Origin of the sequence: Thermus neutrinimicus (assembly GCF_022760955.1) — a bacterium.
GTDB classification, from domain to species: Bacteria; Deinococcota; Deinococci; order Deinococcales; family Thermaceae; genus Thermus; species Thermus neutrinimicus.
Map to the genome: position 1 here is coordinate 187396 of NZ_JAKTNU010000001.1, position 19657 is coordinate 207052.

Here is a 19657-nt window from a genome sequence, read left to right on the forward strand (position 1 = left end):
GTCCCATACCGGAGGGGCCTCCCAGGGGAAGCGCCTCAGGGCCTTGGGCTGGGGAAGCCGCTTAGGATTTCAATGCCCAAAGGTTTCCCCTCTGCATCCCGTCTAGGGCAACCCCTTCCCCGGTGGCCGGTCCCTCGCCCAAGGCGATGTAGAGGGCATCGGCCTCAGGGTTATAGGTAATCCGCATGCCTCTCCTCTAGGCCCTAAAAACGGCGCTTCCGCCTGGGAGCCAAAAGGATCAGGGCGGCCCCCGCCGTCACGCACACATCCGCCAGGTTGAAGACGGGAAAGGTGGCGATAAGGGGGATGGAGGTTCCCAGGTCCAGATAGTCCACCACGAAGCCCCGGCCCAGGCGGTCTATCCCGTTGCCCAAAGCCCCCACGGTGATAAGGGAAAGGGCCAGGGTTTGCCAGAAGGCGTAACGCCTTCGGGCTAGGAGGCAGAGGAGCAGGGTCCCTGCCCCCAGGCTGAGCCAGCCCAGGAGGAAGGCCCGGCCCTCGAGGAGCCCAAAGCCCGCCCCCGTGTTCTTGACCAGGGTGAGGTAAAGGAGGTCTCCCAGGAAGGGCCTTGGCACCGGGGAGAGGTTTTCCAGGGCCCAGAGCTTGAGGATCTGGTCAAAGGCCAGGAGGAGGGGCACCAGGATCGTGGGCATCCCCTAAAGTCTACCGAAAGCCCTCCTTTGTGCTATACTCCATAGGGTTTGCCTTCGGGCACGGGAGGGTCTTATGTCCAAGGTGTGCGAGATCAGCGGAAAGAGGCCCATCGTGGCCAACAGCATACAGAGGCGGGGCAAGGCCAAGCGGGAAGGGGGCGTGGGTAAGAAGACCACCGGCATCTCCAAGCGTCGGCAGTACCCCAACCTCCAGAAGATCCGCGTCCAGGTGGCGGGCCAGGAGATCACCTTCCGGGTGGCGGCCAGCCACATCCCCAAGGTCTACGAACTCGTGGACCGGGCCAAGGGGCTTAAGCTGGAGGGCCTTTCCGCCAAGGAGATCAAGGAAAGGCTCCTTAGGTTGCTCTAAGGCCTTGCCCCATTGGCAAAGCCCCCAAGGGGGGCTTTTTTTGTAGCATGGGTTCATGGTCTGGAAGCCGGGGCATTACCTCCTCTTGGCCCTGGCCCTCTACAGCCTGGTGGTCACCCTGGGGTTTTCCCTAAGGGGAAGGCAGCTTTCCAGCCTGCGCCAGGAGGTGGGGATTCTCAGCCAGAAGGCGGCGTTGGCTCCCGAGGGGTACCTTCTTCCCCTACCCGGGGCCTGCCTGCCCGCTAGGCGGGAAAACCTCCCGAATGCTCCCCGCCCCTACCGCAAGGGGGTGAGCGCGGGCTTCGTGTTCATCGGGGGGGATGCCTGCGTGCCCGTGGTGCGGGGGATGGGGGTGGTGGCCGCCTTTGGGGGAGAGGTGGTGAAGGTGGAGGGGGATTACCGGGAGCCCTCTTCCGAGGAGTACCGAAGGCTTCTGGAGGCGGTGCGAAACGGGGCTTCCCCGGAGCAGATGGATCTTCTTCGGGGCCTCGAGGTCTGGATCCGCCACCCCGATGGGCGCACCACGGTTTACGCCCACCTCGAGGGTCCTTACCGGGGTCTACGGGTAGGCCAGAGGGTTCACCGGGGGGACCCCATCGGCTACGTGGGGAACACGGGGCTTTTGGGCGGGGCTCCCCGCCTCCTCTTTGAGATCTGGGAGGGGGAGCCCGACCGGGGGCGCTTCCTCTTCCAGGGTTTGGAGGGGGAGGCCCTTTTGAAAGAAGCCAGGGCTTTCTTCCGCTTAGAATAGCCCCATGCGCGAGGCCTTCGCCCGGGTCTGGGAGAACCCCTATGTGCGGGTCCTCGTTTACCTCCTTCTCTTCCTCCTCCTCTACCGCTTTCTCCTCCGGGCCTGGCCGGCCCTTTCCATCCTTCTCTCCGCCTTTGCCATCGCTTACCTCACCCATCCCGTGGTGCGCTTCTTTGAGGCCAGAAGGCTTCCCCGGCTTTTGGGGGTGGTCTTGGTCTACCTGGGCCTGGGCCTCTTCCTGGGCCTGGCCTCTTTCCTTACCGCCCAGACGGTCTTGCAGCTTTCCCGCCTGGCCCAGGAGCTTCCCGGGCTCCTGGACCCCTTTCTTTCCTGGCTTTTGGACCTACCCAACCGGGTGCGGGCCATACCCATCCCCGAAACCCTGAAGCCCGTCTTGGCCGAGGCCAGCCGGGGACTCCAGGGCCTTTTGCAGGGATTCCTGGAGACCCTGGTGCGCTGGCTTCAGGGGCTTCTCTCCCAAGGGGGAAACCTCCTGGGCTTTTTCACCTCTTTGCTGGGCGGTATCTTCCAGCTCCTCACCGCCCTCACCCTTTCCCTCTACCTCCTCTATGACCTTCCTCGCCTGGGGCAGGCGGCCTTACGGGTTTTCCCGGAACCCTACCAGCCCCTGGTGGCCGAGCTGGCCCATAAGCTGGACCGAAGCGTGGGGGGCTATGTGCGGGGGCAGCTTTTGGTGGCCTTTCTGGTGGGGCTTCTGGTGGGGGTGGGGCTAGGGCTGGTGGGGGTTCCCCTGGCCCCCAGCCTGGGCTTTTTGGCCGGGGTGTTCAACCTGATCCCCTTCGTGGGGGTGATCGTCTCCGGGGTGCCCGCCTTGCTCCTGGCGGCCACGGGAGGGTGGGGCAAGGTGCTTTTGGCCTTTTTGGTCCTTTGGCTGGCCAACCAGCTGGAGGGGAATCTCCTGGGGCCTCTCATCGTGGGCCGCGCCACCAGGCTCCACCCCGTGACCGCCATCGCCGCCATCCTGGTGGGCGCCACCTTGTTCGGCCTTTGGGGAGCGCTCCTGGGGGTGCCTGCCGCCGCCTTCCTCAAGGTGCTCCTGGAGGAGTACTACAGGAAAAGCCGCTTCTATCGGGAGGGCTAGGCTAGCCCTGGGGCCCCCACCCTGGCGAAGCCCGGGTGGGGTGGGACTGTCGGGGCCCCCACCCTGGCCCAGGCCAGGGTGGGGTGGCATTACCAATGCCCCCCCGCCGCCATGGCCTCCCGGAACCAGGGGGGCACCTGCGTGCCGAAGCGCCCTTCCGCAAACTCCCGGGCAAAGGCCCCGTAGGCACCCTTTCGGATGGCCTCCCGGGCCCTTTCCGTGAGGCGGTGAAGGAAGCGGAGGTTGTGCAGGGAAAGGAGGATGCCCCCAAGCATCTCCCCCGCGCGCACCAGGTGGGCGATGTAGGCCCGGCTGAAGGTTTGGCAGGCGTAGCAGTCGCACCCCTCTTCTAAGGGCCTGGGGTCTTCCAGGTACTGGGCATTTTTCAGGTTGATCCGTCCTTCCGGGACCAAGGCGGAGCCGAAGCGGCCCGTGCGGGTGGGGTAGACGCTGTCAAAGAGGTCCACCCCCAGGCCTATGGCCGCCACCAGGTCCTCGGGGTGCCCCACCCCCATGAGGTAGCGGGGCTTTACCTCGGGAAGGATCTCCGTGGAGAGGGCCACCATGGGGAACATCTCCTCCTTGCTCTCCCCCACCGCCAGGCCCCCGATGGCGTAGCCGGGGAGGTCAAAGCGCACCGTCTCCCGGGTGGAAAGGGCCCTTAGCCCGGGGTCCGTCCCCCCCTGGGCGATGCCGAAAAGGGCCTGGTCGGGCCTTTTTTTGGCCTCGAGGCTCCGTTCCAGCCAGCGCAGGGTGCGCTCCAAGGAGGCCCTTAGGTATTCGGGGGAGGACGGGTAAGGGGGGCACTCGTCAAAGGCCATGATGAGGTCCGCCCCCAAGGCCTCCTGGACGGCGATGCTCCCTTCCGGGGTGAGGCGGACCAGGCTTCCGTCCAGGTGGCTCTGGAAGACCACCCCTTCCTCGTCGATGCGCCTCAGGTGGCCCAGGCTCATCACCTGGAAGCCCCCGGAGTCCGTGAGCCAGGGGCCGTCCCAACCGGCGAAGCGGTGAAGCCCTCCCAGGGCCCTAACCCGCTCGGGCCCCGGACGGAGGAGGAGGTGGTAGGTGTTGGCCAGGAGGACCTGGCTGCCCATGGCCTTCAGGTCCTTGGGCAAAAGCCCCTTCACCGAGCCCTGGGTGCCCACGGGCATGAAAAGGGGGGTTTCCACAGGGCCATGGGGGGTGAAAAGAAGCCCCACCCGGGCCCGGCCGGAGCGGGCCTGGATGGCAAAGGAAAAGGGATCCATCAGGCTTTGGAAAACCGCCCCTTTACGTAGTCTTCCAGGATGTTTAGGAAGTCCTGGGCCAGGTTCTCCCCTTTAAGGATGGTGAGGAGCTTCCCGTCCGCATAGACCGGGGCCTTGGGCTCCTCCCCGCTACCCGGCAAGGAGATGCCGATATGGGCGTGACGGCTTTCCCCAGGGCCGTTCACCACGCACCCCATCACCGCCACCTTGAGCTCCTCCACCCCGGGGTACTTGGCCCGCCACTCGGGGAGCCTGGCCTTAAGGTGGGCGTTTACGGTTTCTGCCAGCTCCTGGAAGAAGGTGCTTGTGGTGCGGCCGCACCCGGGGCAGCTGGTGACCTCGGGGGCGAAGCTTCTTAAGCCCAGGGCCTGGAGGATCTCTTGGGCCACCTCCACCTCCTTGGTGCGGGGTTCCTGGGGGCCTGGGGTGAGGGAGATGCGGATGGTGTCCCCGATGCCCTCTAGGAGGAGGGGAGCAAGGGCTGCGGTGCTGGCCACGATTCCCTTCACCCCCATCCCCGCCTCGGTGAGGCCCAGGTGGAGGGGGGCCGGGGTGCGGCGGGCGAGCTCCCGGTAGACCCACACCAGGTCTCTGGCCTTGGATACCTTGGCGGAAAGGACGATCTTGTCCTCCCCTAGACCCAGTTCCCGGGCCGCTTCGTAGGAGCGCACCGCGCTTTCCACCAGGGCCTGGAGAAGGACCTCGTGGGCGGTTTTGGGCTCTGGGCGGCGGGCGTTTTCCTCCATGAGCTCGGTGAGGAGGGCAGGGTCCAGGCTTCCCCAGTTGGCCCCGATGCGCACGGGTTTGCCCAGGTCCATGGCGATCCTCACCATCTCCCCGAAGTTTTCGTCCTTGTGCCGGCCGCGGCCTAAGGTGCCCGGGTTGATGCGGAACTTGTCCAGGGCCTCGGCCATTTGGGGGTATTTCCTGAGAAGCAGGTGGCCGTTGAAGTGGAAATCCCCCACGAGGGGCACCTCCACCCCCTCCTCCAGGAGCCTTTTCTTGATCTCCGGAACGGCCCGGGCCGCCTCCTCGTCGTTCACCGTGAGGCGCACGATCTCGCTTCCTGCATGAGAGAGGGCCAGGACCTGGGCCACCGTGGCCTCCACGTCCCCCGTGGGGGTGTTGGTCATGGACTGCACGGCCACGGGGTGGGCGCCGCCCAGGGGAAGGCGGCCCACCCAGACCGTGGGGGTAGGGCGTCTCATCCTTCCTATGGTACCGGAAGCGGCTAGGACCATATTGGTTTGGGCTACGGGGGCTTACTCCAGCTCCATCCCCATGATGTGGTACCCGGCGTCCACGTAGACCACCTCCCCGGTGATGCCGCTGGCCAGGGGGGAGAGGAGGAATAGCCCCAGGTTCCCCACCTCCTCCTGGGTGATGTTGCGCCTTAGGGGGGCCACCTGGGCCACCCGGTCGTACATCTTCATGAAGCCCGGGATGCTCCTGGCGGCCACGGTGCGCACGGGGCCTGCGGAGATGGCGTTCACCCGCACCCCCTTGGGGCCAAGCTCGTAGGCCAGGTAGCGGACGCTGGCCTCGAGGGCCGCCTTGGCGATGGCCATCACGTTGTACCTGGGCACCACCTTCTCGCTGGCGTAGTAGGTGAGGGTGACCAGGCTCCCCCCCTCCTTTAGGAGGGGCTCCGCCCGCTGGGCCACGGCCACCAGGGAGTAGGCGGAGACCTCGAGGGCCAGAAGCCAGTCCTGGCGTTTCGTGTCCAGGTACCGCCCCTCCATGGCCTCCCGGGGTGCAAAGGCGATGGCGTGGACCAGGTAGTCCAGCTCCCCCCAAGCCTCCCTAATCCCGGAGAAAAGCCCGTCCAGCTCCTCGTCCTTGGTGACGTCCGCCTGGAAGGTGAGGGCCTTAAGGGGGGCGGCCAGCTTCTCCACCTCCTCCTTAAGCCTTTCCCCCTGGTAGCTGAAGGCCAAGGTGGCTCCTGCCTGGTGCAGCTTCTCGGCGATGGCGTAACCCAGGCTTCGCTGGTTGGTGACGCCCATGATGAGGGCTTTTTTGCCGGAAAGGTCCAAGGTGAGCATGGGGGGATTATACCCAAGGGTGGCGGGGCTGGGGACTAGCCTCCGGAAGACGGCCCTTGCCCCTCTGCCCTTTCCAGAAGTAAGGACCAGGCCTCTTTCAGGGACAGGACCCACACTCCCCGGACCTTACGCCCCATGAGGGGGCCGAAATGTTTGCGGTCACCGGTGACGAGGAAGTCGGCCTCGGCCGCCCAGGCTGCGGCAAGAACAGGCGCGTCTTTTGGGGGCAACCCTTGCTTTAAGGCCTGTTGGACCAACCGGGCTGAGGCTTCAGGAACCAAGGTTACCCTTAGGGAAAGCTCTTGGAAAAGGGGTTCGGTATCCGGTCGCTTGAGGAGGAGATTGCGTCTAGCTTCCTCTAGGGCGTGAAGGGAGGTGAGGAGTTGCGCTCCTGCCTTTTCCGCTAGAAAAAAGAGGCTGCGGGCCTTTCCCTCCTGCCAGGCAGCAGCAAAGAGAACATTGGCATCGAGAAAGAGGCGTATCAACCTTCGCCCAGCACCTTTGCCAAGCGCTCCCTTTCCTTGGGATTAAGTTGATCTTCCTCCAAAAACTCCTGGATACGGGCCTGGGAATAGATCTCCACGGGATAGACCCCAGCAGGTCTAAGAACGATGGCTCCCTCAGGGGAAAGCTCCACCAGGAAATAGACCTCCCCCTCGAGGCCTAAGGCCCTTAGGAGGCGCTTGGGAATGGAGACCTGGCCCTTTCGGCTCAGCTTGGCAAGTTCCATATCCCCAGTTTACCCGATGGGTAAACGGGGTTTCTTCACTTTCGTTCCCTTGCAGGTGGAAGGGACGGACACCCTCGGGATAGCCCAAAAACCGGCTTTAGCTGGAGGCCGGGGTTTCCTCAGCCTGGTACCTGGCCAGCCAAGCGTTGAGGGTGGCCGGGGATACCCCGCGGATGGCTTCTACCAACCCGTTCCACTCCAGGACCACCCCGGCGGTGGGGCTTCCCACCAGCTCGGCGATCTTCCTGGCCGCTTCCGGGTCCTGCCGGGCATTGACGAACTCAAAGGGCACTCCCTTTTGCGCCAGGAACATCTTCACGATCTCGCAAGGGCCACAGCCGGGGATGCCGTAAAGGCGCACCATACCCCCTCATGGTACCATGCCTTTCCCGGGCGGTATCCTGAGGGCCTGGCGCCAGGGGGGCGTGAAGCCTTGGGGCTCAGGGAGGGGGACCCCATTCGCCTCCGCTAACGCGTGGCCCATCGGGCCAGGGGCCTTCCCTAAGACCTTATTCCAGGGACTCGCCTGGTGGACGGGTTGAACCGGGACCGGCGGAAGCTAGGAGAGAGGAGCTGGAGTGAGGGCGGTGCCGGATGCTTCGGCTTCATGGTTCTGCTTTTGGATGAACCTGGGGCCCAGCGCCCGAACCTCCCAGCCCTTACCGCCCACGCCTCCTGGGGGTGGCTGTGGTGGTGCGCTAGCCGGCTAGAATGTGGGCCATGCGCCTAGTGAACCGCCACCCCGAGGTGGATTTGGAAAGGCTCCTGCAAAGCTTTGTGCCCCCGCCCCGTTTCCAATCCGCCACTTTTGCCACCTATCGGCCCGATCCCCGCTATCCTTCCCAGGCCCTGGCCAAGGAGCGCCTGCGACGATGGACCAAGGACCGCCCCCGGGGCTTCCTCCGGCCCCGGTTTCCCGGGCCGCAAGGGATCTACCTGGATGGGGGCTTTGGCGTGGGGAAGACCCACCTCCTGGTGGCTGCCTTCTGGGAGGCCCCTCCCCCCAAGGCCTTCCTCACCTTTGAGGAGCTCACCTACACCCTGGGCCTTATGGGACTAAGGGAAGGGGCCAGGCGCTTTGCCGCCTTGCGCTACCTTTTCCTGGACGAGTTTGAGCTGGATGACCCCGGCAATGCCCAGATGATCACCCATTTCCTGGCCCTCACCATGGATAGGGGTTTGCGGGTGGCCACCACCTCCAACACCCCGCCCGGGGCCTTGGGGGAGGGGCGGTTTAACGCCGAGCAGTTCAAGCACCAGATCCAAAGCCTGGCCCGGCGCTTCGCCGTGGAGCGTATTGAGGGGGAGGATTTTCGCCACCGCGACCCGGATCGGTTTTCCGAGCCCCTTTCCCAAGCCGAGCTCCTTGCCCTCTACCGGGAGGACCCCCGCCGGAAAACCCTAGACGCTTTTCCCGAGCTTCTTGCCCACCTGCGCGCTTTACACCCCATCCGCTACCGCTACCTGCTGGATGGGGTAGAGGCGGTCTACCTTCAGGGCCTCGAGGCCATTTCCGACCCCAACGACGCCCTCCGCTTCGTGCACTTCGTGGACCAGGTGTACAACCTGGGGGTGGCCCTCCGCGTCAGTGGGGTGCCCCTCCAGGAGGTGTTTCCCGAGACCTACCGGCACGGGGCTTTCGCCAAGAAGTACGGCCGGGCCCTTTCCCGGTTGGCGGAGCTTTTGGGGTAGCATGGGGGCATGGAGCTCACGGAAAAGCTTTCGGAGTTGGCCCAGGCCCTGTCCCAGGCCAGCGCCGCGGTGGGGATCCTCGAGGCCATAGAGGAGGTCTTGGACGAGTACCAGGAGGGAGGGCTTTCCCTGGAGGAGGCCATGGGGGAGATCCAGGGCCTGGTGGAGGAGTTCCAGGCGGTCCGGGCCCTTTCCGAGATGACCCCGGAGGAGCTCATGGCCCTGGCGGAGGAAGAGGAGGAAGAGGAGGGCTTGAGGTCTTAATGAAGGTCACGGCCATCGTCCTGGACTCGGTGGGCCTGGGGTATCTGCCGGATGCCCCCTCCTTCGGGGACGAGGGGGCGGACACCCTGGACCACACGGTGCTGAAGACCGGGGTGGAGCTTCCCCACCTGGCCGCCCTGGGTTTGGGATGGGTCCCCGGGGTCCACACCCTGCCCCGGCCTAAGCCCCAAGGCGCCTTTGGCCGCATGCGGGAGGTGAACCCGGGCAAGGACACCACCACCGGGCACTGGGAGTTCGTGGGGGTGTACCTGGAGAAACCCTTCCGCACCTACCCGGAGGGCTTCCCCGAGGAACTCCTCCGGGCCTGGGCCGAGGCCATCGGGGTGGGGGGGTGGCTTTTGAACCGGCCCTACTCCGGCACCGAGGCCATACGGGACTACGGGGAGGCCCACCGGAAAACGGGCTTTCCCATCGTCTATACCTCCGCGGACAGCGTCTTCCAGGTGGCGGCCCACCTGGAGGTGGTGCCCCTGGAGGAGCTTTACCGTTGGTGCCAGGTGGCCCGGGAGATGCTTAAGGGGGAGCACCAGGTGGCCCGGGTCATCGCCCGGCCCTTCGCTGGGGAGCCCGGGAACTTCTACCGGCGGGAGGATTTGCGGAAGGACTTCGCCTTAGAGCCTCCCAGAAACGTCCTGGACCTCCTGAAGGAGGGGGGCCTCGAGGTGGTGGGGGTGGGGAAGATCCCCGACATCTACGCCCACAGGGGCTTCACCCGGGAGGTGAAGACCAAGGACAACGCCGACGGCCTGGAGAAGACCCTGGCCCTGATGGGGGAGCCTTTTTCCGGCCTCCTCTTCGCCAACCTGGTGGATTTTGACGCCAAGTATGGGCACCGGAGGAACCCAAAAGGGTACGCCCAGGCCCTCAAGCAGGTGGACGATTTCCTTCCCAAGCTCCTGGAGGCCTTAGGCCCTAAGGACCATCTCTTTCTGATCTCCGATCACGGCAACGACCCCACCTTCTTCGGCACCGACCACACCCGGGAGTACGGGATGCTCCTTTGGGTGGGCCCGGGGGTGAAGGGGGAGCTGGGTACCCGGGGGAGCTTCGCGGATCTGGGGGCCACCTGGGCTAGGCTCTTTGGGCTTTCCTGGGAGGGCCCCGGGGAGAGCTTGGTCTAGGCCATGCCCTTCACCTGGCGCGACCTCCTGGACATCCTTCTAGTAGGCATCCTCTTTTACTATCTCTGGCGCCTCATGGCGGGAACCCGCGCCCTGAACCTGGTGCGGGGCGTCTTGGTCTACCTGGCCGTCTGGTTTTTGGCCAGCCTCCTTGGGCTTTCCGCCCTTTCCTGGCTTTTGGGGAACGCCGCCACCCTGGGGGCCTTCGCCTTGATCGTGGTCTTCCAGCCGGAGCTCAGGGGGCTTTTGGAGCGCCTTGGCCGGGCCCAGGGGCCCAGGGCCCCCTCCTTGGCCCTGGAGGAGCTCCTTCTGGGCCTGGCCCGGCTTTCCGAGAGGCGCTACGGGGCCATCCTGGCCTTGGAACGGCGCACCCCCCTGGGGGAGTATGCGGCCACGGGGGAGATCCTCGAGGCCAGGCTTTCCGCCCGGCTCCTGCAGACGGTGTTCTACCCCGGCACGCCCTTGCACGACGGTGGGGCCATCCTGAGGGGGGATCGGCTTTTCGCCGCGGGGTGCGTCTTCCCCCTTTCCGAGGCCCGCATGGGCCTGGGCACACGCCACCGGGCGGCCCTGGGGCTTTCCGAGGTTTCCGATGCTCTGGTGATCGTGGTGAGCGAGGAAACCGGGGCCATAAGGCTGGCGGAGGGGGGGAGGCTTTCCCCACCCATGAGCCTCGAGGCCCTGCGGCAGAAGCTTAAGGAGGTGCTCCGTGCGTGACTGGGGGAGCTTCCTCATCGCCCTTTTGGCGGCCTTTGCCGTCTGGTACTCCTTAAGGGAAAGGGCCCCGGTGGTAGAGCGAGCGGTGAGTGTGCCCCTACAGGTGGTGGGTCTGGGAGGGGAGCGCACGGCGGAAGGGGTGCCCAAGGAGGTCATGTTGCGCCTAAGGGGACCGGCTCCTTTGGTGGAGGGGGCCAGGCTTCCCGTGTCCGCCTACCTGGACCTCTCCGGGGCCGAGGGGGCCTTTTCCCGGGAGGTGCGGGTGGCCGTGCCCCAAGGGGTGGAGGTCTTGGAGATCCGGCCCGCCCGGGTGGAGGGCCGGGAGGAGGCCATCCTCACCCGCACCCTGCCGGTGGAGGTCCTTTCCCAGGGGGCGTGGGTGGAAACCAAGCCCGCCTTTGTGGAGGCCAAGGGGCCGAAAAGCCGGGTGGAGGAGGCGGTGGTGGCCTTGGGCCTGGACCTGGGGGGGGATACGGTGGCCCTCACCGCCTTTGGCCCCCAGGGGCCCCTTCCCGGGGTGGAGCTTCTTCCCCCCCAGGTGCAGGTGGTGGCGCGGGAGGCCCCTCTTTTTCGCAAGGAGGTCCCCCTGGTCCTGAAGCCTCCCGCGGGCCTGAGGGTGGTGGACTACACCCCCAGGGCCGTGGAGGTGGTGGGGCCCAAGGAGGCCTTGGAGGGCCTGACCCAGGTGGAGGCGAGGCTGGAAGGAAGCTTCCGCCCGGGAGAGGTTTCGGCCCCCTTGGTCCTCAACCTGCCTCCGGGGGTGAGGGTTCTGGGAGAGGTTTTGGGAAGGGTGCGGCTTGCGCTAGAATAGACGGGATGATCTACCCCATTCGCCTTTACGGGGATCCGGTACTCAGGAAGAAGGCCCGGCCTGTCCAGGACTTTGCGGGCCTCAAGAAGCTGGCCGAGGACATGCTGGAGACCATGTTTGAGGCCCGCGGCGTGGGCCTAGCCGCACCCCAGATTGGGCTTTCCCAGCGTCTCTTCGTGGCGGTGGAGTATGCCGACGAGCCGGAGGGGGAGGAAAGGCCCCTCCGGGACCTGGTGCGCCGGATCTACGTGGTGGCCAACCCAGTGATCACCCACCGGGAAGGGGAGGTGGAGGGGATGGAAGGGTGCCTTTCCCTTCCCGGCCTTTACTCCGAGGAGGTGCCCCGGGCGGAGCGCATCCGGGTGGAATACCAGGACGAGGAGGGAAGGCCCCGCGCCCTGGAGCTGGAGGGGTATATGGCCAGGGTCTTCCAGCACGAGATGGACCATCTGGACGGCATCCTTTTCTTCGAGCGCCTGCCCAAGGCCAAGCGGGAGGCCTTCCTGGAGGAAAACCGGGCGGAGCTGGCCCGGATGCAGAAGGAGGCCAAGGCGCTTTTGAAGGAGCTTTCCCAGGGATGAGGGTGGCCTTCTTTGGCACGCCCGCCTGGGCGGTGCCGGTACTGGATGCCCTGAACCGCCACCACCAGGTGGTCCTGGTGGTCACCCAGCCGGATAAGCCCAAGGGCCGGGGCCTGAAGCCCGCCATGAGTCCGGTGGCGGAGTACGCCTCCGCCCACGGGCTTCCCCTTTTGAAGCCCGAACGCCTTAAGGGGAACCGGGAGTTTTTGGAGGCCTTTAAGGCGGCGGCCCCGGAGGTGGCGGTGACGGCGGCCTATGGCAAGATTCTCCCCAAGGAGGTCCTCGAGGTTCCCCCCTACGGCTTCTTGAACCTCCATCCCTCCCTGCTCCCCAAGTACCGCGGCCCGGCCCCGGTGCCCTGGGCCCTGATCCACGGGGAAAGGGAGACCGGGGTGGCCATCATGAAGACCGAGGAGGGCCTGGACACCGGCCCCCTCTACGCCCTCTGGCGCACGGGGATAGGCCCCGAGGAGGATGCGGTGGCCCTTTCCGAGCGCCTTAGGGATAAGGGCATAGAGCTTCTCCTTTGGGTTTTGGAAAACCTTCCCCACCTTACCCCCAGGCCCCAGGAGGGCGAGCCTTCCTATGCGCCCCTCCTCACCAAGGAGGAAGGGCGTATCCGCTTTGCGGACAGCGCCCAAGCCATCTACAACCGCCACCGGGGGGTGCAACCCTGGCCAGGAAGCCACTTCTTCCACGGGGGCAAGCGGGTTAAGGTCCTAAAGATGCGCCCCGAGCCGGGTGCGGGGGAGCCTGGGGTGGTGCTGGGAGTGGACAGGGAAGGGGTCTTGGTGGGTGCCGGGGAGGGGGTCATCCGGCTCGTGGAGGTCCAGCCCGAGGGAAAGCGCCCCATGCCCGCCGCCGACTGGGCCCGGGGATATGGGGTGGGGCCGGGTACCCGCTTGGAATGAAGGGACCCCCCGACCCGGTTTAGCCGGGTCGGGGAGGCCTCAAAACTCCTCGTCCCACTCCACGATGGTTTCGCTGGTGAGGGTGGTGGCGGAGGGTTTCTGCTCCGCGAGGGTGGCCACCTCCCGGCCCCGTTCCCTGAGAAGGCCAAACTGGGCGGCGATGCCCCTTAAACCCGCCCCGGCGAAGGCGACAACGAGGAAGGCGGAGATTCCCCAGGCCAGGTAGGGCACCAAGCCTTGGGCAATGGAGAGGTTGGCCAAAAGGCCCAGGATGGGCAGGCCCCCATACTCCGCCAGGATGGAGCCCGTGTAGGATACGCCTTCCGCTAGGATGGGAAGTGCGAGGAACAGAAAGGCCAGCCCAAGAAGCGTCCAGTACACATTTCTGCCGCTGAAGGTGATCCAACCCAGATAAAGGGGGAAGAAGGCCAGGGCCGATGCGAGGAGGAACAGGATGGCCCGGGGAATGCCTAGGAGAAAGAGCTGAAGCTGGACCTGCAGGGTGTGCCAAGGGCCCAGGGAACCTCCCAGAAGGCGTTCCTCGATTTCCTGAATCTCACCCAGGAGAACGGTGAAGTCCACCGTGCGTAAACCCACTGCGTTTTGCATGGCCAAGAAGAGGCGGTCAGCCCGTTCAGCCAGCTCAGGGGCGTAGGCTCCCACCACCGGATAAACCTTCAGTCGGAAACGGCTATAGGCATAGGCGAGTTGGGCCCGGGCTCGGTTATACTGGCCCGCTTCGGTATAGAGCTGGGCCTGGGCTAGGCTACTGCGCACCTCATCCAGAAGGTCCAACCAGTTGATCAGGCTGGGGATGGCCAGGCGTTGCAACGTCTCGCCTATGCGGGCGGCGGCCTGGGGATCTAGGCGAAGAAGGCTGACTTCCTCCCGGATCTCCTGGGGAAGGGTGCTTTCCGCTGGGAATACCTGGCTGGTTGAGGGGACAGGGGGGGCGGGTGGGGAAGCAATGGGAGGCGTGGCGGAGGGTTTCCCCGCCGGGGATGGGACCGGTGCGGGTGGGGGTGCGGAGGTAGCCTTGGGGGAAGCCGTGGCCAGGGTTTGCAAATGCCTTCGCCAGGCCGAGGCTTTTTCCTGCAATTCCCTCACCGAGGGCCGGAAGTCCTCCCCGCTGGAGACCTTGCCCAAGGCTTGGATGAAGTCCTGGGCTTTAAGGGTGCTTTGGGGGCTATCCTGGATCACCAGAAAGCGGGCGTAGGCCCGGGCCAGGGCCAGGTAGGCCTGGGGTCGGGAGCTCGCGGAAAGGGCCTGGCCCAGGTCCTCGGCCATGAGCTTCAGGTAGGCGGCTTCCAGCCTGCGCCGGGCTTCCTCCGGAGCTAGGCTTTCCGCCCCCTGGGCTACCGCCTGGGATAAACCCGTGGCCCGGACCAGGCGGGTGAGGTAAGGGGTTTTTTGGCCAGCGGGAGCCTGGAAGAAGGCGTCGTAGAGGGCTTTGCCCAATAGGTGGCGCACCAGAAGGAGGCGGGCCTCGAGGTCCGCCCGGCTTTGCCTAGGCACCGCCTGCCGGGCATCCTGCAGGTGCACGAGGATGGCGTCCCGCAACACGGGGGGAAGCCCCTCGCTTTCCTGGCGCAGAAGGCTTTGCGCCCGGTCCAGGGCGGAAAGGGCCTGGGTGGGGTTTTCCAGGCGCACCTGCCTTAGGGTTTCCTCCAGGCGGTCATAGACCTGGGGCAGGGGGGCGGCCAGGGCTAAAAGGCCGAGGAACCAGGCTAGGGCAAAGCATCTCTTCATCCGCTAACCTCCGCTGGGGATGTAAGCCGCCTCAAGGCGTGAAGCAGGCGGCCGATATTGGCTTCCTTTCTGGCCAGGAGGCCGATGTATCCCTGGGACAGGGGTCTTAAGGCCACGATCTCCCTTTCCAAAAGGGCGTAGAACACCCTATACCCCTGGCGCCGGAGGAGGGGGTAGGCCAGGTCCAGGGGGACGGGCTCCCCGGAAAAAAGCTCCTCCTTGCCGTTTTTACCCGCCACCACCACCCCCGTTACCCCCTCCAAGCGGGCGAGCCTTTTGGCCAGGAGCTGGCGGGCCGAGGGGTCCTCGAGGTCCACGGCCTCCAAGGAGAGCTCTTCCTCCTCGGTTTCCCCCTCCCCGGCCTCCGCCACCTGGGAGGAGGCCAGCTCCCTCCACTCCCGCGCCAGGGCCTTGAGCTCCGGAGGCATCTCCCGGAAGGGCAGGAGGCGGCATAGTTCGGGCCAGAGGATTTCCTCCAAAAGGTGAGCCCACTCCCCTGGCGAGGTGGGCATCCTCCCGGCCAGGGCCCGCCTCACCAGGTTCTCCGCAGCCCTGGGGGAAACATACCGGCTTAGAGCTTCCAAAAGGCTTTCCTCGTTCACCGCCATAGAGGGCACCCTGGGGCTTGCCAATCTGCCCTTCAGAGTGTACCATAACCTCTGCCCGAGGGATCGGGCAAAAGCCGCTGGGGTGTCGTCTAACGGCAGGACAGCGGACTCTGGATCCGCCGGTCGTGGTTCGAGTCCACGCACCCCAGCCAAAACCTGGCCCCATCGACTAGTGGTTAGGTCACCGCCCTTTCAAGGCGGCGGCGGGGGTTCGAGTCCCCCTGGGGTCACCAGAAGCAGTCCGAGCCGCGCATGGCCCCATCGTCTAGAGGCCTAGGACACGGCCCTCTCAAGGCCGAGACGGGGGTTCGAATCCCCCTGGGGTCACCAGATGCGGCTCGGACTGCCTTTATGCCTGGGCCAGCTTTCCCTTGACGGGCGGCTTGGGCTTGGGGGAAACTGGGTGGGCTATACCCCCACTGGGTATCTGGGGGTGTAGCCTGAAAGGAGGAGGTATCCCATGGAGTTCACCCTCACCGGGCTTGCGGGAAGTGGGGAAAAGGAGGAGCGGTACGACGTGGTCATCATCGGTGGGGGGCCTGCGGGCCTCACCGCGGGGATTTACGCCGGACGGGCCCAGCTCAAGACCGTCATCCTGGAAAAGGGCCTTCCCGGGGGTCAGATCGCCCAGACCGACGAGGTGGAGAACTACCCGGGCTTCCCCGAGGGCATCTCCGGACCGGAGCTGGCCAGCCGCATGGTACAGCAGGCGGAGAAGTTCGGGGCCAGGATCGTCATGGACGAGGTCCTGGGCCTCGAGGCCCAGGAGGGGGGCTTTCTGGTGCGGGGGTTTGAGCGCGCCTACTTCGGGCGCGCGGTCATCATCGCCACCGGCGCCAATCCCAGGAAGCTCGGGGTGCCCGGAGAGGAGAAGTTCTATGGCCGGGGGGTTTCCACCTGCGCCACCTGCGACGGCTTCTTCTACCGCGACAAGGAGGTGGTGGTGGTGGGCGGCGGGGATGCGGCCGTGGAGGAGGGGCTTTTCCTCACCAAGTTCGCCCGCAAGGTAACCCTCATCCACCGCCGGGACGAGCTAAGGGCCAACAAGGTGGCCCAGGCTCGGGCTTTCCAGAACCCCAAGATGCACTTCCTTTTCTCCCACATCGTCACCGAGATTCTGGGGGAGGACCAGGTCACGGGGGTTAGGCTGAAAAACCTAAAAACCGGGGAGGAGTACGTCTACCCCACGGATGGGGTCTTCGTCTTCATCGGCCACGAGCCCAACACCGCCTTCCTCAAGGGGGTGGTGGAGCTAAGGCCCGACGGCTACGTGGCGGTGCGGGACGAGGTCTTCACCTCGGTGCCCGGCATCTTCGCCGCCGGGGATGTGGCCGACCCCATCTACCGCCAGCTCACCACCAGCGTGGGGGCGGGCACCCGGGCGGCCATGATGGCGGAGCGCTACCTGGCGGAGGCCCACGAGAGGGTGAGTTAGGGCCTGGGGTGCGGGGCCTGGGGCTTTTGGGGGTTTTCCTTTGGGGTTTGGGCCTGGCCCAAGCCCCCATCCTTTACCTGCCCCTGGACGACCGCCCTCCCAACTGGGCCCCCTGCACCTGGGGCCTGGTGGCCTGCCCACCCCAGGAGGCCTACCGCGCCTCCTTGGGGGCGGACCTCCCCCCTCTACGGGCTTGGCTCCTTTCCACCCCGGGAAAGACCTTGGTGGCCAGCCTGGATGCCCTGGCCTATGGCGGGCTCCTGCAAAGCCGCCACCTGGCCCTGCCGGCGGAGGATGCCCTGGCCCGGCTCGGGCCCCTGCTTTCCTGGAAAGTCCGGCATGGAGGGGAGGTTTTCCTTTTTGGGGTGGTCCCCCGGTGGGACGCCAGCCAGCGGCAAAGAAACCTGGCGGTCCTAAGGGCCCTGGCCCCCTGGCCGGGGCTTCCCGGAGTTTATCTGGAGGCGGTTTGGGACGATGCCCTGCGCCACTCTCCCGCGCCCCAGGAGGCCAAGACCCTTCCCTACCCCAGCCGCCCCGGGGCGGACGAGGCGGGGCAGGTGCTTCTCCTAAGGGCCCTTAGGCCTGGCCTAAGGGTGGCCGTGGTCTACGAGGAGGAGGCCCTGGCCGGGCGCACCACCCCCTATGAGGGGGTTCCCCTGCGGGACACGGTGGTGGGGGTGTTGCAAAGCGCCCTGGCCCAGGGGGTTTCCCTGGAAGAGGGGCCGGACCTGGTCCTTTACGTCCACGGGGGCCAGAATCCCCGGAGGGTTGTCCAGGACCTGCTTCGCCTGATGCCCCGCTTCCCCGTGGCCCTGGCGGATCTCTCCCGGGTGAACCGGGGGGATCCCGGCCTCATGGCCTACCTGCTGGGCCTCGGGCTTTACCCCCGCCTGGCCTCCTATGCCTCCTGGGGTACCCCCGCCAACAACCTGGGAAGCGCCTTGGCCCAGGGAGGACTCTTCCTTGGGGATGGGGAGGGAAGGCTCAGGCGCCTGGCCGAGGCCTATTTCGCCTACTGGTGGGGGGAGGTGGGCCGTCCTTGGGTGCGGGCTCATTTCCCCGAGCCCTTGCCCCTGGAGGCCCAGGGGGTGGCGGCCCTTTGGCCGTATCCGGAGCTGGAGGGGTACCGGGTAGAGCTTAGATCCATCCGTTTTCCATGGGGAAGGGCTTTTGAAGCGGAGGCCCAGTTGGACTTGGTCCTTCCCTCCTGGGCTGGCCGGGGTGGCCTGGTAGAGTGAAGGGGCGTCATGGCCCCCATGCAGCCCGAAGGACCCCAGGACGCGAGCCTCGAGGCCCGGGAGCTAAGGCGTCTGCAGGTTTTGGCGGAAGCCTGGCGCCTGCTTGCCCCTTTGGAGCGGCCGGAGGAGGTGTACCGGACCGTGGTGGAAACCGCCAAGGGGGCCACCCGGGCGGTTTCCGTCCTCCTCTTCCTCCATCGTTCCCAGGAGGATGTGCTGGAGCTGGTGGCGGCCGCGGGCCTAAGCCAGGACAAGGTGGGCCTTAGGCTTCCCCGGGGGGTGGGGATTTCCTGGGTGGTGCTGGAGAGGGGAGAGCCCCTCTACCTGGAGGACGTGACCCGGGAGCCTCGGGTCATCTTTCTTTCCGGCAAGACCCAGCCTGGGGTCTACTTGGGCGTACCCTTGCGGGATGCCAAGGGAAGGGCTTTTGGGGTACTTTCCATGGACACCGCTGGCGGCGTGGGGGAGATCCTTCCCGAGGAGAGGTTCTGGATCCAGGCCCTGGCAGAGGCGGCGGGTTTGGTGTTGGACCGCATAGAGGCCTTGGAGCGGGCCAAGGCCGAGGCCTCCCGGGCCCAGGCCCTTCTGGAGCTTTCCCTGGCCTTGGAGGCAGCCCGCGATCCCCTGGCCATGGCCAAGGAAGCCCTGGAAACCCTTCTTCGCCTCACCCCTTATCACGCTGGGGCCCTTTACCTGTTCCAGGAGGGAACGGTGCGGCCTGCGGTGATGGCGGGGCGGTATCCCGAGGGCTTCCCCCGGCTTTACCAGGAGCACCCCATTCGCTTTGGCGAGGGGCTTTTAGGCCATCCCAGGTTGTGGGAGGGGCCGGTATATGTGGAGGACTACGCCCGCTTTCCCAAGGCCCTGGAGCCCTATGGGGAAAGCGGGCTTCGCTCCGCCCTCCTGGTGCCCCTTAAGCCCGAGGGCAGGAGGTATGGGGTTTTGGCCCTGGGTTCCTTCTGGGAGACCGTGCTCTATCGTCCTGAGGACGAAAAGGTGTTGCGGTTGGTGGCCAGGAGGCTGGAAGAGGCCCTGGAACGCCTTTCCCAACTGCGAACCCTGAACTTGACCCGGGAGGCTGCTCTTAAGGCCCTGGCCCAGGTCCTCGAGTACCGAGACCTGGAGACCAAGGGCCACACGGAGCGGGTGGCGGAGCTCTCCTTGCGCCTGGGGAAGGCGGTGGAGTTCCCTGACCTCGAGGGCCTTCGCCTGGGGGCTTACTTCCACGATCTGGGCAAGCTGGCCCTGCCCGACGGGATCTTGCGCAAGCCCAAAGCCCTTTCCCCGGAGGAATGGCGGCAGGTGAAAACCCACCCGGAGGTGGGCCTGAACATCCTCAAAAACCTGCCCTTCCTTCCCAAAACTGCCTTAAACGTGGTTCTCTACCACCATGAGCGCTGGGACGGCTCGGGGTACCCAAAGGGATTAAAAGGGGAGGAGATCCCCCTCGAGGCCCGCATCTTCGCGGTGGCGGACGTCTACGACGCCCTCCTTTCCGAGCGGCCCTACAAGCGGGCCTGGACCCTCGAGGAAGCCCAAGAAGAGCTCAGGGCCCAGGCCGGCAAGGGCCTGGACCCCAAGCTGGTGGCGGTGTTCTTGGACCTAGTCCGCTAG

At 65.9% G+C, this 19657-nt stretch carries 23 protein-coding genes and 3 tRNA genes; 16 read left to right on the forward strand and 10 right to left on the reverse strand.

Annotated features, from left to right (window positions below):
• Nucleotides 1-61: 61 nt before the first annotated feature.
• Both L0C59_RS00995 and lspA read right to left on the reverse strand, forming a co-directional pair.
• Nucleotides 62-187 (reverse strand): DUF2283 domain-containing protein, encoded by a 126-nt coding sequence (locus L0C59_RS00995; RefSeq protein WP_243089297.1) that lies wholly within the window; start codon nt 185-187, stop codon nt 62-64.
• A 16-nt stretch (nt 188-203) separates the two neighbouring features.
• A complete protein-coding gene (gene lspA, locus L0C59_RS01000) occupies nt 204-653 on the reverse strand; it encodes a signal peptidase II (RefSeq protein ID WP_243089298.1) in 450 nt (149 codons plus the stop codon).
• Nucleotides 654-726: 73 nt separating this feature from the next.
• Between lspA and rpmB the strand changes: the two genes are divergently transcribed.
• The 3 genes from rpmB to L0C59_RS01015 are packed head-to-tail and all read left to right on the forward strand — an operon-like array spanning nt 727 to nt 2876.
• Nucleotides 727-1023, forward strand: a complete 297-nt coding sequence (gene rpmB / locus L0C59_RS01005; protein ID WP_243089299.1) for a 50S ribosomal protein L28 — start codon at nt 727-729, stop codon at nt 1021-1023.
• 55 nt (nt 1024-1078) lie between these two features.
• Nucleotides 1079-1774 carry a M23 family metallopeptidase gene (locus L0C59_RS01010; protein ID WP_243089300.1) on the forward strand — a complete coding sequence of 232 codons (696 nt, stop codon included), beginning with the start codon at nt 1079-1081 and terminating at the stop codon, nt 1772-1774.
• Between the two features lie 4 nt (nt 1775-1778).
• Nucleotides 1779-2876, forward strand: coding sequence for an AI-2E family transporter (locus tag L0C59_RS01015; protein WP_243089301.1), 1098 nt, complete (start codon nt 1779-1781; stop codon nt 2874-2876).
• An 89-nt stretch (nt 2877-2965) separates the two neighbouring features.
• On the opposite strand, the gene tgt is transcribed toward L0C59_RS01015, so the two are convergent.
• The 6 genes from tgt to L0C59_RS01045 all read right to left on the reverse strand — a co-directional run bounded on the left by tgt (nt 2966) and on the right by L0C59_RS01045 (nt 7259).
• The gene (gene tgt, locus L0C59_RS01020; protein ID WP_243089302.1) at nt 2966-4123 is read right to left on the reverse strand and encodes a tRNA guanosine(34) transglycosylase Tgt; all 1158 of its coding nucleotides are present in this window, start codon (nt 4121-4123) and stop codon (nt 2966-2968) included.
• Nucleotides 4123-5331, reverse strand: a complete 1209-nt coding sequence (gene ispG / locus L0C59_RS01025; RefSeq protein WP_243089303.1) for a flavodoxin-dependent (E)-4-hydroxy-3-methylbut-2-enyl-diphosphate synthase — start codon at nt 5329-5331, stop codon at nt 4123-4125. Before ispG ends, tgt begins: the two co-directional genes overlap by 1 nt.
• 54 nt (nt 5332-5385) lie before the next feature.
• Nucleotides 5386-6165 (reverse strand): enoyl-ACP reductase FabI, encoded by a 780-nt coding sequence (locus tag L0C59_RS01030; RefSeq protein ID WP_243089304.1) that lies wholly within the window; start codon nt 6163-6165, stop codon nt 5386-5388.
• 35 nt (nt 6166-6200) lie between these two features.
• Complete coding sequence (locus tag L0C59_RS01035) at nt 6201-6650, reverse strand: PIN domain-containing protein (RefSeq protein WP_243089305.1); 450 nt, start codon at nt 6648-6650, stop codon at nt 6201-6203.
• Nucleotides 6647-6895, reverse strand: coding sequence for an AbrB/MazE/SpoVT family DNA-binding domain-containing protein (locus L0C59_RS01040; RefSeq protein ID WP_243089306.1), 249 nt, complete (start codon nt 6893-6895; stop codon nt 6647-6649). The genes L0C59_RS01035 and L0C59_RS01040 overlap by 4 nt, the downstream gene beginning before the upstream one ends.
• Before the next feature lie 97 nt (nt 6896-6992).
• The gene (locus tag L0C59_RS01045; protein WP_243089307.1) at nt 6993-7259 is read right to left on the reverse strand and encodes a glutaredoxin family protein; all 267 of its coding nucleotides are present in this window, start codon (nt 7257-7259) and stop codon (nt 6993-6995) included.
• A 356-nt stretch (nt 7260-7615) separates the two neighbouring features.
• Here L0C59_RS01045 and zapE point away from each other — a divergent pair, with 356 nt between their 5' ends.
• The 7 genes from zapE to fmt are packed head-to-tail and all read left to right on the forward strand — an operon-like array spanning nt 7616 to nt 13013.
• Nucleotides 7616-8587, forward strand: coding sequence for a cell division protein ZapE (gene zapE, locus L0C59_RS01050; RefSeq protein WP_243089308.1), 972 nt, complete (start codon nt 7616-7618; stop codon nt 8585-8587).
• A gap of 9 nt (nt 8588-8596) precedes the next feature.
• Complete coding sequence (locus L0C59_RS01055; protein ID WP_243089309.1) at nt 8597-8851, forward strand: hypothetical protein; 255 nt, start codon at nt 8597-8599, stop codon at nt 8849-8851.
• Nucleotides 8851-9993: a phosphopentomutase gene (locus L0C59_RS01060; protein ID WP_243089310.1), complete on the forward strand. Its 1143-nt coding sequence runs from the start codon at nt 8851-8853 to the stop codon at nt 9991-9993. Before L0C59_RS01055 ends, L0C59_RS01060 begins: the two co-directional genes overlap by 1 nt.
• 3 nt (nt 9994-9996) lie before the next feature.
• On the forward strand, nt 9997-10710 hold the full coding sequence (cdaA, locus tag L0C59_RS01065) for a diadenylate cyclase CdaA (protein WP_243089311.1): 714 nt from the start codon (nt 9997-9999) through the stop codon (nt 10708-10710).
• The gene (locus tag L0C59_RS01070) at nt 10703-11521 is read left to right on the forward strand and encodes a CdaR family protein (protein WP_243089312.1); all 819 of its coding nucleotides are present in this window, start codon (nt 10703-10705) and stop codon (nt 11519-11521) included. The genes cdaA and L0C59_RS01070 overlap by 8 nt, the downstream gene beginning before the upstream one ends.
• Before the next feature lie 5 nt (nt 11522-11526).
• Nucleotides 11527-12102 carry a peptide deformylase gene (gene def, locus L0C59_RS01075; protein WP_243089313.1) on the forward strand — a complete coding sequence of 192 codons (576 nt, stop codon included), beginning with the start codon at nt 11527-11529 and terminating at the stop codon, nt 12100-12102.
• Nucleotides 12099-13013 carry a methionyl-tRNA formyltransferase gene (fmt, locus tag L0C59_RS01080; protein WP_243089314.1) on the forward strand — a complete coding sequence of 305 codons (915 nt, stop codon included), beginning with the start codon at nt 12099-12101 and terminating at the stop codon, nt 13011-13013. The genes def and fmt overlap by 4 nt, the downstream gene beginning before the upstream one ends.
• A 39-nt stretch (nt 13014-13052) precedes the next feature.
• Here the strand turns inward: fmt and L0C59_RS01085 are convergent, their stop codons facing one another.
• Nucleotides 13053-14762 carry a hypothetical protein gene (locus L0C59_RS01085; RefSeq protein ID WP_243089315.1) on the reverse strand — a complete coding sequence of 570 codons (1710 nt, stop codon included), beginning with the start codon at nt 14760-14762 and terminating at the stop codon, nt 13053-13055.
• Nucleotides 14759-15370 carry a hypothetical protein gene (locus tag L0C59_RS01090; RefSeq protein ID WP_243089316.1) on the reverse strand — a complete coding sequence of 204 codons (612 nt, stop codon included), beginning with the start codon at nt 15368-15370 and terminating at the stop codon, nt 14759-14761. Before L0C59_RS01090 ends, L0C59_RS01085 begins: the two co-directional genes overlap by 4 nt.
• 78 nt (nt 15371-15448) lie before the next feature.
• Between L0C59_RS01090 and L0C59_RS01095 the strand changes: the two genes are divergently transcribed.
• From L0C59_RS01095 to L0C59_RS01120, 6 genes are all read left to right on the forward strand, one after another.
• Nucleotides 15449-15522: transfer RNA gene (locus L0C59_RS01095), tRNA-Gln, on the forward strand.
• A 6-nt stretch (nt 15523-15528) separates the two neighbouring features.
• Nucleotides 15529-15603 (forward strand) — tRNA-Glu (locus L0C59_RS01100).
• 21 nt (nt 15604-15624) lie between these two features.
• A tRNA-Glu gene (locus L0C59_RS01105) sits at nt 15625-15700 on the forward strand.
• Nucleotides 15701-15830: 130 nt separating this feature from the next.
• Entirely contained in the window at nt 15831-16805 is a 975-nt protein-coding gene (gene trxB, locus L0C59_RS01110) for a thioredoxin-disulfide reductase (protein WP_243089317.1), read from the forward strand.
• 8 nt (nt 16806-16813) lie between these two features.
• Nucleotides 16814-18043 carry a DUF4127 family protein gene (locus L0C59_RS01115; RefSeq protein WP_243089318.1) on the forward strand — a complete coding sequence of 410 codons (1230 nt, stop codon included), beginning with the start codon at nt 16814-16816 and terminating at the stop codon, nt 18041-18043.
• Nucleotides 18044-18052: 9 nt separating this feature from the next.
• The gene (locus tag L0C59_RS01120) at nt 18053-19657 is read left to right on the forward strand and encodes an HD domain-containing phosphohydrolase (RefSeq protein WP_243089319.1); all 1605 of its coding nucleotides are present in this window, start codon (nt 18053-18055) and stop codon (nt 19655-19657) included.